Source organism: Psychroflexus halocasei, assembly GCF_900107595.1.
Taxonomy (GTDB): domain Bacteria; phylum Bacteroidota; class Bacteroidia; order Flavobacteriales; family Flavobacteriaceae; genus Psychroflexus; species Psychroflexus halocasei.
Genome location: NZ_FNQF01000002.1, coordinates 325094 through 338817, shown reverse-complemented (window position 1 = coordinate 338817; position 13724 = coordinate 325094). Strand labels below are relative to the sequence as shown.

The window sequence follows — 13724 nt, the reverse complement described above, 5'->3', positions numbered from 1 at the left end:
CAGTTTCAAAAAAACGATACTTATTGCAATCTCTAAGATTGCAATAAGTATTTATCCTTTAATTTTTCAATAATTTCTTTAGGAGTTTTTTGATAATTAAACCAATTGACTCTATCGTCTTTTCTATACCATGTCAATTGACGTTTTGCAAATCTTCTTGTATTCGTTTTGATATTTTCAATCGCTTTCTCTAAAGAGACATTACCATCCATAAATTTAAAAAGCTCTTTATAACCAACTGTGTTGAGTGCATTTAAAGATTTATGTTTCTCTAAACTTTTGGCTTCTTCTAATAAACCATTTTTAAGCATCATATCTACACGTTGATTTATGCGATCATAGATGATTCTTCTGTCAGCATCCAGGCCAACAATTATATTCCTGAAGTGACGTTTATTTTCTGTTTGTCCCAAAAAATCTGAAAATCTCTTTCCAGTCGATAAACAAATGGATAATGCTCTAATGACGCGTTGATGATTTTCTAAATCAACATTCTTAGCATAGTCTGGGTCCAATTCGATTAATTTATTTGCTAATCTCTCAATACCATTTTTTCGATGTTCTTCATTTAATTCATTGAAAATATTTTTATCAACGTCAGGGAAATGATCTAATCCTTTAGTTACAGCCTTTTCATAAAGGCCACTTCCGCCAACCATAATGGCAACAGACTTTTCTTTGAAAAGTTTTTCTAATGTAGCTAAAGCTTCTTTTTCAAAATCACCGACAGTGTAAGTATCATGAATTGATTTATGTTGAATGAAATGATGTTTTGCTGTTGATAATTCTTCTTGAGAAGGAACTGCAGTTCCAATTTGCATTTCTTTGTAGAATTGACGTGAATCTGAAGATAATATTTCAGTATCAAAGTGTTTAGCCAATTGAATCGCTAAAGATGTTTTACCAATGGCTGTTGGCCCGATAACACTTATTAAATAATTGTTTTTCAACTTATTTATTATTTAAAGTATAACCACAATTGTGACAATATTTCGCATCATCAAGATGATCTTTTTCGTTGCAATTAAAACACGATTGCGTTTGCGTTTGATTGTTTGAAGATTGCACAAACTCAGATGAAACTATTCCGGTAGGTACAGCAATAACGCCATAACCCAAAACCATAATAAGCGTTGCAATCGACTGACCTAAAGGCGTGACAGGGTGTATGTCGCCAAAGCCAACCGTTGTTAAGGTGACAACTGTCCAGTAAATACTCACAGGAATCGATGTAAAACCATGTTCAGGTCCTTCGACGAGATACATAATTGTACCTGCGATAAATGAAATAATAACAACGCTGAAAATAAAAATCATGATTTTTGGCAAGCTGGATTTTAAAGCAATCATCAAGCGATTTCCAGCACCGATGTAACGTGTTATTTTTAAAATTCTAAAGACCCTCAAAAGTCTTAAAGCTCTGAGCGTCATTAAAGCGTAACTTGTTGTGAGGAAAAAACTGATGTAGAGTGGGAGTGTCGAGAGTAAATCAACAATACCATAAAAACTGAAAATATACTTTTTTGGTTTTTTGATACAGACGACTCTGAGAATATACTCAATTGTAAAAATAATCGTGATGATCCATTCAGCATAATAAAAATATTCATGGTATTGATCATAAATACTTTGTACGCTGTCGAGCATCACAAGAATTATACTAATTGCAATAACAATAAGAAGGATGACATCAAAGATTTTACCTTTTCTTGTGTCAGCTTCGTAAATTATTTCATGTAATTTCTCTTTCCAACTCATACAGAAAACTCTAAAAATTCAATTTTCAATTTTTTTTCATTTTTTCGAATATACGACTGAAAAATATGTCTAGCATCTCTGTCATCATTAATTTTAACGAGATTTTGTTCAATGTCAGATTTTAAATTTCTTTTATCAGAATTGACATAAGCATAGCCTTTCATCTTTCCTTTTTCGGTAAGAATAATGGCTTCTTCATTTTTTTGACGCCCACGATCATAAACAATCAAGTTTTCTTGAGGCATTTGATAATGATCAATAACTTCATTAACTCTTAGATTATAAAGCTCAGCACTTTCTTCTGAAATACATGCGCCTTTACATTTTTTGATACCGTAATTGAAGCAAGGGCCTTGCGTTTTGTGTAAATCTGTCAGTTTTAGACATAAATCATATTTCTCGACACAGGCTGCTAAAAATTTTCGTCCTTGTTTTAGGGTTGTAAAACTCGTGATATAACTTTTATCCTTTGTTTCATCAATTTTCTTAAGATTCAATACTTGATAGCCTTCCTTATTTTTAGAAGTATAAAGTCCGTAAGAAAAAATATCTTTTTTTAAAGCACGATTATATTTTGGTTTGTGTTTTTTAATGTTTTGATTTTCAATCAATAAGGCGATGAGTTCATTGCCGGTTGTTTCAAAAGAAATACGATTAATTTCATCCCTAATCTTTTTTGATTTATGACTTGAATTTGCAAAATGTTGCTGAATTCTTTTCTTGATATTTTTACTTTTTCCTATATAAATAATTTCATCATCTTCATTGTAAAAAAAATAAACACCTATTGATTGCGGTAGTTTTTCTAATAAATCAGTTGCCTTTTTATCTTTTATAAATTTAGGATTTTGAGTTATTTGAAGTTTAATGAGATCTTCTGAATTTTCTTTACTCAAAAGCAATTCAAAAAGCTTTACAGTCGCCAAAGCATCACCACTTGCGCGATGTCTATTTTGGATAGGAATCTCAAGTTTCTTGACGAGCTTTCCTAAGCTGTAAGATTTTAAATTTGGCAATAACTTTTCAGCAAGTTTGATTGTGCATAAAGTTTGTCTTTCAAATTTATAACCTAGCCTATCAAATTCAAGACGTAACATTCTATAGTCAAATTTTGCGTTATGCGCAACGATAATGCAGCCTTCAGTAATCTCAATAATGCGTTTTGCTATTTCATAGAACTTGGGTTGGTCGTGAAGCATTTGATTATTAATGCCTGTCAAACCGATAACAAAAGATTGAATTTTTCGCTCTGGATTAACCAAACTGACAAATTCATCAACAATTTTGTTGCCATCATGTTTGTAGATTGCAATTTCGGTAATACCTTCTTCATTGTATTTACCACCAGTTGATTCTATGTCGAGTATTACATACAAATTCTAATAATTTCTTTCACCAAAAATAGAACTTCCGACGCGAACCATATTGGAGTCGTGAGCGATTGCAACTTCATAATCACCACTCATACCCATTGATAAAGTATCAAATTCTGAATATTCTTTTTCCAACTTGTGATATAAGTTCTGTAAGATAGAAAATTCATGTTTGAGTTGTTCTTCATCATCAGTGAAAGTTGCCATGCCCATTAAGCCTTTAATACGAACATTTTCAAAATTATTTAAGCGTTCGTCTTTTAAAAATGCCTCAGTTTCATTAACAGACATTCCATATTTTGAATCTTCATCAGCGATTTTCACTTGTAATAAACAATCAATAACGCGATTGTTTTGCTTCGCACGTTTATTGATTTCTTTTAGTAATTTCATTTTATGAACAGCATGAACAAGCGTCACAAAAGGCGCCATATATTTAACCTTGTTTGACTGTACATGGCCGATCATGTGCCACTCAATGTCTTTTGGCAAGCTTTCATATTTGTCTGCCATTTCTTGTATTTTGTTTTCTCCAAAAACACGATGACCAGCATTGTAAGCTTCCATGATGTCACTTTCAGGTTTTGTTTTGGAAACAGCGACAAGTGTTACATTTGGTCCGACTTGACTTTTAATTTCCTCAAGATTTTGAGCAATTTTGACTGACATAAATTTATTTATTTATAAAAAATACAAGATAATAGTTTTACTTGATTGGTGAATCTAAAATTCATAAATAGTGATTCCGCTCCTTAATTTTGGATCAATATAAGTTGTTTTAGGAGGCATCACTAAACTCTCATCGGCAATGCGTTTCATTTCCTGAACTGTCACAGGAAAAAGACCAAAACCAACACGGTAACTCCCGTTATCTATCGCACCCTTTACATAAGTCATATCCTTTTGGCCTTGCACATATTTGATGCGTTTGTCATGTCGAAGATCACTGATGCCTAAGATCGGTTCTAAAACTGTTTTAAACAGAATTTGAGCATCTAATTGTGAAAGTGAATCTGTAAACTTATATGAGTTTTTTCTTAAAGCAAGCGAGTAAAACTCATTGTCAAGATACATACTAAACCTATGCTTTCCTCCAGGTTTATAATAGTTTTGACCTCTGTTTTCGATTTTGAAAAATTCGTCTAAACGAATTAAAAAATTCTCTTTACTTAAGCCATTTAATGATTGAACTAAGCGGTTAAATTCAAATATTTGTAGCTGATTTTCTGGAATTAAAAAACTCATAAAGAAATTGTAAGCTTCTTTTCCTGTATGTTTCTTGTTTTCCTTTGCAATAGCAGCTCTTAATGAAATAGAGGAGTTTGTTCTGTGATGTCCATCAGCAATATAGAAATGCGACATTTTATTGAATTCTTCTTGAATACTTTTAATGTCTCCTTTATCCTTGATTAACCATAAATAATGCGTTTCGCGTGAAGTTGTTGTAAATTCATACTCAGCGCGATCCTTCATCATTTTTTGTTTGATTTCTTCAATCTTACTGTTTTTAGGATGCGTCAATAGAACAGGATCAGCGTTAAACCTGACTGTCTTTAGATAATCGTTATAAACTTCAACTTTCTCTGAAATAGTGTCTTCATGTTTTCTGATAATTCTGTTTTCATAATCATCAACTGAAGCAGCACCAACAATACCTACAAATTCTATTTTTTTACGATAAACAATTTTATGCAAATAGAAGTTGGCAGTTTTGTCTTGAATAAAACTGCCATCTTCCTTAAATTCATCATATCTATTCTTAACAAGTTTAAAGCGTTGCGGACCAGAGATTTCTTTATGATACTTATAACCAGGATTAACAATGTGCAAAAATGAAAAAGGATTGTTGTCCAATCTCGCTTCTAATTGCGCTTTAGTATAAGTTTCATAAGGTCTTGAGGCAATCAAACCTACTTTATCTCTTGAGGGTCGAACTGCCTTGAAAGGATTGACTAAGGGCATATCTACGCTGCGCTAAATTGACTTGAAACCTTTTCGGCTTTTTTAGATTTGCTGTAATCGTAAAAACCTTCACCAGATTTTACACCCATTTTTCCAGCTCTTACCATGTTGACAAGGAGTGGGCAAGGTGCGTATTTTGGATTTTTAAATCCATCGTACATCACTTCTAAAATTGATAAACAAACATCTAAACCAATGAAATCAGCTAACTGTAATGGTCCCATTGGGTGAGCCATACCAAGTTTCATCACAGTGTCAATCTCTTGAACACCAGCGACATTATTATATAAAGTTTCAACAGCTTCATTGATCATTGGCATCAAAATACGGTTAGCGACGAAACCTGGGTAATCATTCACTTCTGTAGGAACTTTTTTCAAGTTTTTAGAGAGTTCAACAATTGTATTATTTGTTTCATCACTGGTGTTATAACCTCTTATGATTTCTACAAGCTTCATGATTGGCACTGGATTCATAAAGTGCATCCCTATGACTTTTTCAGCACGTTTTGTCACTGCTGCAATTTTAGTAATCGGAATTGAACTTGTATTTGAAGCTAAAATTGTATTTTCAGGACAAATCTCATCGAGTTGTTTAAAAAGATCAAGCTTAATTTTTTCATTTTCGGTGGCAGCTTCAACAACCAAATCAACAGATTTTGCACCTTCTTTTAAATCAGTAAAAGTTGTGATATGATCTAAAGTTGACTTTTTATCATCTTCACTAATCCTTTCTTTAGAAAGCATTCTGTCAAGATTTTTGGTAATGGTAGCCATTCCTTTATCAAGACTTTCTTGTGAAATATCGATTAAATTGACTTTATAGCCAAATTGAGCAAAAGTGTGTGTAATTCCATTTCCCATTGATCCTGCACCAATAACTGCTATATTTTTCATAAAATTAAATTTTTGTGATTAATTGTCAAATGCTGCAATAATCTGTTTAGCAACACGTAAAGCTTCAGCACCTTGCTCTAAACTTACAATTGGAGTTGTATCGTTTTTGATGGCAAGTGCAAAAGTTTCGAGCTCATCTAAGATTGCATTGTTTGATTCAATATCTGGATTTTCAAAGTAAATTTGTTTTTTGACACCTTCAGCATTTTGCAAAATCATCGCAAAATCATCAGGATTTTCTGGTGCATCTTTCATACGAACGACTTCAGTTTTCTTCTCTAAAAAGTCAACAGAAACGTAAGCATCTTTTTGAAAGAAACGTGATTTACGCATGTTTTTTAATGAAATACGACTCGCAGTTAGGTTGGCAACACAATTGTTTTCAAATTGAATTCTTGCATTGGCAATATCTGGCGTGTCTGAAATAACAGAAACACCACTTGCATTGATCGATTTCACTTTTGATTTGACTAAACTCAAAATCGCATCAATATCATGTATCATTAAATCAAGAACAACAGGAACATCAGTTCCTCTTGGGTTAAATTCTGCTAAACGATGCGCTTCAATAAACATCGGATCTTTAATGGTAGGAATGGCAGCTCTAAACGCTGGATTAAAACGTTCAACATGCCCAACCTGACCTTTAACTTGATGTTTTTTGGCTAAAGAAATCAATGTCTCAGCTTCTTCAGCAGTGTTTGTAATCGGTTTTTCTATAAATATATGCTTACCAGCCTCAACACATTTTTTTGCTGTTTCGAAATGTGCCATTGTCGGTGTGACAATATCAACTACATCAACATGATTAATGAGTTCATCTAAATTATCAAAAAGATGATAACCAGCTTCTTGACTCAGTTTTTGAGCGTTATCTGTGTCAGGATCATAAAATCCGACAAGTTGGTAATGTTCTGACTGTTTTAAAAGTCTCAAATGGATTTTGCCAAGGTGTCCTGCACCTAAAACGCCAACTTTAAGCATATAATATGGTTTTCCACAAAAATAACATTTCTTTTGAGAAATGACAGTTCTCTTTTCGATTGATTCAATCTAAACTTGTTGATTAAACTCTTTTTTGAATTGAATTAAGAAGTGTTTATGGTGGATTGTAAATTGTGCATTAAATCTTATCTCTTTTATCGCATCTTTATAAAGACATCAAATATTTCCTATTTTTACATTTTCTAATTTTGAAGAAGTGAAAGACGGGTTTAGACAACAAGGAAAGCGAAATCAGCTAGTAGAATTATTAAGAGAAAAAGGAATTATTGATGAAAAAGTTTTATCAGCAATAGGTTCTATACCTCGACATTTATTTATGGATAGCAGTTTTGAGGATCATGCTTATCAAGATAAAGCTTTTCCTATTGGTGCAGGACAAACAATTTCTCAGCCTTTTACAGTGGCTTTTCAAACACAACTTTTAGAAGTAAAACCTGATGAAAAAATTCTTGAAATTGGAACAGGGAGTGGTTATCAAGCCGCAGTTTTATGTGAATTGGGAGCGAAACTTTATACAATTGAACGGCAACAAGAGTTGTTTAAAAAAACTCAGAAATTTCTGGACAAATTAGGTTATAGGCCAAAATACATGTCTTTTGGCGATGGCTACAAAGGCTTAAAAGAATATGCACCTTTTGATAAAATTATTGTAACTGCAGGTGCACCTTTTGTCCCAAAATCTTTACTATCACAACTAATAGTCGGAGGGAAGCTTGTGATTCCTGTTGGCGAAAATCCGCAAATCATGACACTTTTTGATCGAAAATCTCAACGTAGTTTTGATAAACAAACTTTTGGTGAATTTAGATTTGTTCCTATGCTCGAAAATAAATCTTGATCTGCTATGTTTTTTGCATTTCTGACTTTAACTTGCATCAGGATTTAAAACTCTTTCAACATCAAGCCTTTTCAAAAAATCTTATCACAATTTACTCTTTTAAAAGTGACATCTTTTAATGCTTTATCTGTGGTTTTAAAAGTTTTGGTGGCTTTGATAACTTCAAAATTGAGTGCAATTTATTTAGGACCTTCTGGGTTAACGATGTTAGGAAACCTCAGAAATGGTCTTGCTATTTTTCAAAAATTTTCAACAGCTGGTGTTGAAAACGCTGTTGTTAAATATGGTGTTGAAACTAAAAATGATCACCGCCAGCGAAAAGAGTTTCAGACAACACTTTTTTTTTATGTGAGTGTTTTTTGTTTGCTTACAGCTTTAAGTTGTTTGTTTTTTGCTAATGCGTTGAGCAATTATATTTTTGATGAATCGACTTATGTTATACATCTCCGAATTCTAGGCTTGATTTTACCTTTACACGTTGCAAATATATTTTTGCTAGCCCTGATGAGGGCCCACGCTTACTTTAATCGTGTTATAAAAATTAACAGCATCAGTTATCTTGTGAATTTACTTCTTTTTTCGGCGCTTATTTATTTTTATGGTTTATCAGGAGCGCTCTTTGCGATAATCACTTTACCGTCAATTTTGTTTTTTGTGACCTTAGGTTTTGCCTATCGTTCAGAACTTGTTTTTGTCAGCTTTTCAAAAGAATTTATTTCTTCTCAAATGATGAAAAGTTTCGGGGAATTCTCAATTATGACACTGATTTCTGGTGTGAGTTTTCCAATTGCATATTTGTCAATTCGTCAATTGTTATCGCATGAATTATCCATTCAAGAAGCAGGTTATTGGGAAGCAATTTTCAGAATATCAAACTTATACCTGATGTTTGTCATCTCTTTAATGAATTTAATATTGTTGCCGAAATTAGCTGAAGCCAAGAATATATCACAATTTCGAGAAATTGTTTTTGGTTTTTATAAAAACATACTTCCCTTATTTTTTGGAGGATTAATTTTGGTTTATATTCTCAAAGAATGGATTATTCGTTTGGTGTTAACAGAAGAATTTTTACCAGTTGAAGATTTATTTTTATGGCAAATGATCGGTGATGTTTTTCGTGTGCTAGCACTTGTTATGGTGTATCAATTTCATGCAAAGAAAATGTTTTGGCATTATATATTAACCGATTTATTCCTTGCAGCTTCTCTTTATTTTAGCACTTACTTTTTGATTGATTTATATGAATTGAAAAGCGTTGTCATTGGACATGCATTTACATATTTCATTTATTTTCTCATTATCTTATTTATCTTTAGAAAGCCTATATTAATCCCTGTTGTAAAACCAACTCAAGAAGATAGCACTATTTGATATGAAGTTTTTTAGAAAAGTATTAAAATTCGCAAATCTTAAGCAAAATAGATATCCAATTTTGATATGGATGCTGCCTGTTTTTACAGCTTTCTTCTTACAAATGTTCAGCTTTGGTATTAACCGGATTTTGTTCAAAAACGTTTTAGAAAATTCTGCAACTGCTTTTGTGTTTGTCTGTTTTGCTCTGATTTTTAAAAATAAATTGAGCAAGATATTTCAGCATATTTTATTTTACATATTTGTTTTCACAAATTTATTTGAAACGATTTATCTTTCTATTTTTAAAGCGAATATTAGCGCTTCATCAATTTTCATCATACTTGAAACCAATTTAGCAGAAGCAACTGAGTTCGCTGAGTTTTATTTGAATCCGACTTTGATATTCACCGCTTTTGTTTTTATAATCATAGCTGTTTTTTATGCAATTAGACCTGGCTATTTTATCTTAAAATCTGTTTTTAATTACGAACAATTAATTTTTGTATCATGTGTTGTTCTGACCATTTTTTTGATGAAGAATCGTGATTATTTACAATTTAATTTCATTTATCTAAGTTATCAGTCTGTCACTGAGTATTTTGAGGAGCAGGAAAAAATGAAAGATCTTCATATTGATCAACCTTTAGTTGAGATAGAAGGCTTTGAGCAGATACGTGATATTGATGAAGCCACTTTTGTATTGATTATTGGTGAATCAACAACGAGAAACCGAATGAGTTTATATGGTTACCAAAATAAAACAACTCCTTATTTAGATCAAATTCTACCTGAAATTGATAAGTACGATGATGTTGTTAGTAGTCACGCATTTACAATCGGTGCATTAAAAGATGCTTTGACCTTGAATGGTTTAAAATCATCTAATGATTTTTCTATAATTCAATTACTGAATCAAGCTGGTTTTAAAACTTTTTGGCTTTCAAATCAAAGACCAATTGGACAATATGAGAGTTTGGTGACAAAACTTGCGATGGCAAGTGATGTTTACATTACAAAAAATACAGCTTTGGACGGAAGCATTACGCCTTTGGATGAAGTTTTGATTCCTGAGTTTGAAAAGGCAATTTCAGATCCTGCTCAGAAGAAATTTATCATTTTACATCCGCTCGGAACTCACATGAAATATAGCGATAGATATCCTTCAGGTTTTGAGAAATTTACAGATCAAAGCAGTTCAAATTTTGATCATAATTTGGCTCATTCACGCTCAAATGCTTATGATAATGCAATTTTATATCATGATTTTTTTATAAAAAATATACATGAAAGATTGACTAAAATTGAAGAAGCTTCTTTCATGCTTTTTTTCTCTGATCATGGCGAAGAAGTTTATGACACAATTGATTTCGCTGGTCATATAGATGAACGGGCGACGCCATCAATGTACGAAATCCCATTTTTTTTATGGAGAAATCAAACTTTTCAAAATGAATTTTCTCTAAAAATTGATACAAAACGTCCAGCTTTTTTAAAAGATTTCGTTCATTCACTTTCAGATTTAATTCAAGTTAAGTTTGATGGTTATGATACGACAAGAAGTCTTTTTTCTGATGATTTTAAAATTAAAGATCGGATAATTGGCAACGACATTAATTACGATAAAGAATTGAAAAGATGAGTTATTCAAAAGGTGATATCTCAATTTTAATATCAACGATGAATCGTTCTGATTTTTCATTTCTTGACGCTATGTTTCCGCATCATCAATGGCGAGATTTAAACTTAGTTATCGTCAATCAAACCCAAAAAGGGCAGGAGCTCAAATCCGAATATAAAAATATTATTGTTGTTAATAGCTATGATGTTGGTTTGTCTAAAAGCAGAAATTTAGCTTTAAAAAATTGTAGAACAACCTATGGCGTGATAGCCGATGATGATGTTGTTTATAAAAGCAATTTCTTACAAAAAATTGTAAATGCTTTTAACAAATATCCTAATGCGGGTTTAATTTTATTCCAGGTAGAAACCTTTTCAGGCAAACCATTCATGAAAAATTATCCTTCACAAGAAATTAAAGTGTCTGAACGGAATAGGCCACCTTTATCATCAGTTGAAATGGCTTTTAATAGAGATTATTTATTGGAAAACAAGATTTCTTTTAATGAGTATTTTGGACTTGGTTCATATTTTCAGTCAGGTGAAGAGCAATTATTATTTAAAGAGTTTTTAAACAAAAATATTTCAGTTTACCACATACCAGAATTTATTGTGGAACATGACGAAGTTAGTTCAGCATCTGATCAAGGTAGCAATCGTTTTATTTATGCACAAGGCGCATTAAAGTATTTAGAATATGGAAATTTAAGTTTTATTTGGTTGGCTAAATTTATTTTCTTTTTGGTTCGACATCAATTTATTTCTGCTAGTGAAAGTCTAACTAAATATAAGGTTGGTGTTAATGGAATCAAAAAGATCAAAAATTTGATAAGAAAGGACAGTGTTAGTCAATTTTAGATCGATTAAATTAAAACCGATGTGGGAGAATTTATTTCTTGAAAATTACTGGTCTAAATCCAATCGAATTTAATTTGTTTTTAAAGAGTGTTAAATACCTAAGAGCGAAAGGAGGTAAATAAAGAGTGATTTTCTGTAAACGATTAAGATATTTTATTTCGATTTTATTTTTTAATAATGTTGCATTTTCTAAATCCTCTACTAACATGCAATTGAGATATGCAGAAAGCCTATTATAACTTATATACCTTGCGAGACCTTTATTGTTTTTTAAATATTTATCAAACTTGCTAAAATCAGTTTGTCTTTTAAAATTATACTTATCATTTGATAAACTACCAATTACGAAAGTATATGTGGCTGTGGGTTTTAGCGTAAAAACAACAGGGTATTTCAATCCAATTCTAATCCAGTAATCTGTATCTTCGCTACTCAAAATAGTTTCATCAAAGTAACCAATTTCTTTTGGAATAGAAGCATGTAATACTGTCGTTGAGCCAGATAAAATTGGAGCAGCAAGACTATTTTTAAAAAAATCAATAACTATTTTATCTGAATCTATCAAATCATATTTAGCTTCTTGAATGCCATATCGATCTTGAATACGAATTCCTGTTGCAAAAACCTTTTGATCGGGATGTTCTGAAATTAGCTGGTTAATTATTTCCAAATGATCAGAGTCCCAAATATCATCGGCATCAAGTAAAGCTAAATACTCGCCAATAGCTAGCTCAATAGCTTTGTTTCGAGCTTGAGATGCTCCTTGATTCTCTTGATAAAAATAGTGTATTCGCGCATCGCTTATTGATTTAACTATTTGATCACTATTATCAGTAGAGCCATCATCAACCACAATAATTTCAAAGTCAAAAAATTCTTGCTCTAAAACAGCTTTTAAAGTATTTTGTATATAAGCTGCTTTGTTATATAAAGGTATAATAACAGAGAATTTAGGCATTTTTTTCAAATTGAATTAAATGATAAAGTCTATACAAATCAAATAAAAGTAAAGAAGGTTTATTTCCTAATAAATTAACTTCAATCTGTTTTAAGTTTTTTCTTATTAAACGGTCTATTAAATAATCTAGTTTAAGTTTCTTTAGTTTTTCATGGAATGATAAAATTCTTATATAATTAGAGTCAATTAAATCATTCTTCTTTAAGTATAAAGCTCCTTCCACAGATTCTATAGACTTTTTTAAAAACTCCAAACTACTTTCAATTCCTAAATGATATACAGGGTTATTGATATGTAAAATTGGCACTTTGAAGCTTTGAAGGTGGTAAGAGAAAAGAGTGTCTTCATGTCTTAAATTTGGAATGTCTTCATCAAATCGAATTTTTTGAAAAATAGATTTACGAGCTAAAAAATTTAATGTTAGAAAAGATAAGTAAGGATTTTCAGTTCTTTTTTCACAGCTTAGAGATTCTCTTGAGTTTCCATAATGCCAACGTAGAAGTTGAGTAGCTTTAGGTCTTTTAGGAGTGTACTTAATTCCACCGTAAATAATATCATATTTTTCTGAGAAAAACTTCAGATAATTTCTGATGAAATCATCTTTAATTGGCATGACATCAGCATCTAAAAAAAGTAACCATTCGAATTTTGCATTATCGGCTAAAAGATTTCTAATAGTGCTACGACCTAAATTTTTGGGAAGTACTTTATAATAAGCATTGTCTAGCTGATTTATTTTTTTGTTTTCAATAATTTTTTTTGGAGAGCAATCGTCATAAACCAATATTTCAAAATCAATATTCTCCTTAGTAATAAGCTGATGTACTTTCTTAACTAAAGGATAAACATTATACTGATAGGTTGGAATAAGAATCGAAATCATGAGATTAATTTATGCCTTTGCAAAGTACCCCTTTTAAATTAATTTCTATAGAATCTTTAAATTTTTCAAATTTGATTTTAGTCAATATAGAAAAAACAAAACTTTAAATTTCTATGTGATGCTTCTAAAAATAAAACTGGATATTTATATTCAAATTATTTTTAACTTAAAATATCACTCATAAGTTTAACGAATTTTTTCTAATGAAAAGGATAATAAT

At 31.3% G+C, this 13724-nt stretch carries 13 protein-coding genes; 4 read left to right on the top strand and 9 right to left on the bottom strand.

Annotated features, from left to right (window positions below; genetic code table 11):
* Positions 1-32 precede the first annotated feature (32 nt).
* From miaA to BLV84_RS03560, 7 genes are read right to left on the bottom strand one after another with little or no spacing between them, the layout of a single operon-like run.
* Complete coding sequence (miaA, locus tag BLV84_RS03590; protein ID WP_394330490.1) at positions 33-950, bottom strand: tRNA (adenosine(37)-N6)-dimethylallyltransferase MiaA; 918 nt, start codon at positions 948-950, stop codon at positions 33-35.
* Position 951: 1 nt separating this feature from the next.
* Positions 952-1758 (bottom strand): ion transporter, encoded by an 807-nt coding sequence (locus BLV84_RS03585; protein ID WP_093239636.1) that lies wholly within the window; start codon positions 1756-1758, stop codon positions 952-954.
* The gene (locus tag BLV84_RS03580; RefSeq protein WP_093239634.1) at positions 1755-3134 is read right to left on the bottom strand and encodes an exonuclease domain-containing protein; all 1380 of its coding nucleotides are present in this window, start codon (positions 3132-3134) and stop codon (positions 1755-1757) included. The genes BLV84_RS03585 and BLV84_RS03580 overlap by 4 nt, the downstream gene beginning before the upstream one ends.
* Before the next feature lie 3 nt (positions 3135-3137).
* The gene (locus BLV84_RS03575; protein ID WP_093239632.1) at positions 3138-3800 is read right to left on the bottom strand and encodes a YggS family pyridoxal phosphate-dependent enzyme; all 663 of its coding nucleotides are present in this window, start codon (positions 3798-3800) and stop codon (positions 3138-3140) included.
* Positions 3801-3854: 54 nt separating this feature from the next.
* Positions 3855-5093 carry a DUF1015 domain-containing protein gene (locus BLV84_RS03570; protein WP_093239630.1) on the bottom strand — a complete coding sequence of 413 codons (1239 nt, stop codon included), beginning with the start codon at positions 5091-5093 and terminating at the stop codon, positions 3855-3857.
* Positions 5094-5095: 2 nt separating this feature from the next.
* Positions 5096-5989 (bottom strand): 3-hydroxybutyryl-CoA dehydrogenase, encoded by an 894-nt coding sequence (locus BLV84_RS03565; protein WP_093239628.1) that lies wholly within the window; start codon positions 5987-5989, stop codon positions 5096-5098.
* Positions 5990-6007: 18 nt separating this feature from the next.
* Positions 6008-6973, bottom strand: coding sequence for a Gfo/Idh/MocA family protein (locus tag BLV84_RS03560; RefSeq protein WP_093239626.1), 966 nt, complete (start codon positions 6971-6973; stop codon positions 6008-6010).
* Between the two features lie 217 nt (positions 6974-7190).
* Between BLV84_RS03560 and BLV84_RS03555 the strand changes: the two genes are divergently transcribed.
* The 4 genes from BLV84_RS03555 (at position 7191) to BLV84_RS03540 (ending at position 11663) form a co-directional block, all read left to right on the top strand.
* On the top strand, positions 7191-7832 hold the full coding sequence (locus BLV84_RS03555) for a protein-L-isoaspartate(D-aspartate) O-methyltransferase (protein ID WP_093239623.1): 642 nt from the start codon (positions 7191-7193) through the stop codon (positions 7830-7832).
* Between the two features lie 105 nt (positions 7833-7937).
* Positions 7938-9206 (top strand): O-antigen translocase, encoded by a 1269-nt coding sequence (locus BLV84_RS03550; RefSeq protein ID WP_159429387.1) that lies wholly within the window; start codon positions 7938-7940, stop codon positions 9204-9206.
* Between the two features lies 1 nt (position 9207).
* Entirely contained in the window at positions 9208-10827 is a 1620-nt protein-coding gene (locus BLV84_RS03545) for a sulfatase-like hydrolase/transferase (protein WP_093239617.1), read from the top strand.
* Positions 10824-11663, top strand: a complete 840-nt coding sequence (locus BLV84_RS03540) for a glycosyltransferase (protein ID WP_093239614.1) — start codon at positions 10824-10826, stop codon at positions 11661-11663. Before BLV84_RS03545 ends, BLV84_RS03540 begins: the two co-directional genes overlap by 4 nt.
* 31 nt (positions 11664-11694) lie before the next feature.
* On the opposite strand, the gene BLV84_RS03535 is transcribed toward BLV84_RS03540, so the two are convergent.
* Together BLV84_RS03535 and BLV84_RS03530 are read right to left on the bottom strand one after the other, a co-directional pair.
* Entirely contained in the window at positions 11695-12621 is a 927-nt protein-coding gene (locus tag BLV84_RS03535; protein ID WP_234953091.1) for a glycosyltransferase family 2 protein, read from the bottom strand.
* Complete coding sequence (locus BLV84_RS03530; protein ID WP_093239608.1) at positions 12614-13504, bottom strand: glycosyltransferase family 2 protein; 891 nt, start codon at positions 13502-13504, stop codon at positions 12614-12616. Before BLV84_RS03530 ends, BLV84_RS03535 begins: the two co-directional genes overlap by 8 nt.
* Between the last annotated feature and the right edge of the window lie 220 nt (positions 13505-13724).

Excerpts from the sequence above, each read along its gene's own strand:
- BLV84_RS03585 (WP_093239636.1), bottom strand. The coding sequence starts at position 1,758 with ATGAGTTGGAAAGAGAAATTACATGAAATAATTTACGAAGCTGACACA.
- BLV84_RS03575 (WP_093239632.1), bottom strand. The coding sequence starts at position 3,800 with ATGTCAGTCAAAATTGCTCAAAATCTTGAGGAAATTAAAAGTCAAGTC.
- BLV84_RS03570 (WP_093239630.1), bottom strand. The coding sequence starts at position 5,093 with ATGCCCTTAGTCAATCCTTTCAAGGCAGTTCGACCCTCAAGAGATAAA.
- BLV84_RS03565 (WP_093239628.1), bottom strand. The coding sequence starts at position 5,989 with ATGAAAAATATAGCAGTTATTGGTGCAGGATCAATGGGAAATGGAATT.
- BLV84_RS03560 (WP_093239626.1), bottom strand. The coding sequence starts at position 6,973 with ATGCTTAAAGTTGGCGTTTTAGGTGCAGGACACCTTGGCAAAATCCAT.
- BLV84_RS03545 (WP_093239617.1), top strand. The coding sequence starts at position 9,208 with ATGAAGTTTTTTAGAAAAGTATTAAAATTCGCAAATCTTAAGCAAAAT.
- BLV84_RS03540 (WP_093239614.1), top strand. The coding sequence starts at position 10,824 with ATGAGTTATTCAAAAGGTGATATCTCAATTTTAATATCAACGATGAAT.
- BLV84_RS03535 (WP_234953091.1), bottom strand. The coding sequence starts at position 12,621 with ATGCCTAAATTCTCTGTTATTATACCTTTATATAACAAAGCAGCTTAT.
- BLV84_RS03530 (WP_093239608.1), bottom strand. The coding sequence starts at position 13,504 with ATGATTTCGATTCTTATTCCAACCTATCAGTATAATGTTTATCCTTTA.